This is a genomic window from Bradyrhizobium mercantei (assembly GCF_001982635.1).
In the GTDB taxonomy this organism is placed as follows: domain Bacteria; phylum Pseudomonadota; class Alphaproteobacteria; order Rhizobiales; family Xanthobacteraceae; genus Bradyrhizobium; species Bradyrhizobium mercantei.
Genome location: NZ_MKFI01000065.1, coordinates 1 through 670 on the forward strand (window position 1 = coordinate 1; position 670 = coordinate 670).

The following is a 670-nucleotide window of genomic DNA, read 5'->3' on the forward strand; positions in this document are numbered from 1 at the left end:
CGGCCCGCCTGTTCGTCATGTTCGCCAGCCCCCCCGAGCAGACCCTCGAATGGTCCGACTCCGGCGTCGAAGGCTCGAACCGCTTCCTGCGCCGCCTGTGGTCCATCAGCTACGCGCAGCGCGACACGATCGCCCGCGGCCTGGCCGCCGGCGCCGACTGGAGCGGCGCGCCCGCCGCGGTCAAGGATCTGCGCCGCGAGGTCTACAACCTGCTCAAGCAGGCCGACTACGACTACCAGCGCATCCAGTACAACACCGTCGTGTCCGCGTGCATGAAGATGCTCAACGCCATCGACGACGCCAAGCTGCCGGAAGGCGCGCACGCCGACGCCGCCTACGCCGAAACGCTGGGCGTGCTGCTGCGCGTGCTGTACCCGGTGGTGCCGCACATCACCTGGCACCTGTGGCGCGACCTCGGTTACGCGAACGAGCTGGGCGACCTGCTCGACGCGCCCACGGCATCCGACTCGGAGGCCGGGCCGGCTTCCCGCGCGGGAAGCCGGCGGCGGCGATGGCGAAATACGCTTACAGTCCGGCGCCGTGGCCAAGTGGTTCCTGAAGAACAAGCCCGACGTCTGGACCAAGTGGGTCCCCGCCGACGTCGCGACTACGACTACCAGCGCATCCAGTACAACACCGTCGTGTCCGCGTGCATGAAGATGCTCAACGC

1 protein-coding gene is annotated in these 670 nt (G+C 68.7%); it reads left to right on the top strand.

The genetic code is table 11. From position 1 onward, the window contains the following. A partial coding sequence (locus tag BI327_RS40945; protein WP_210191263.1) for a class I tRNA ligase family protein occupies positions 1-670 on the top strand: 670 nt, incomplete at both ends.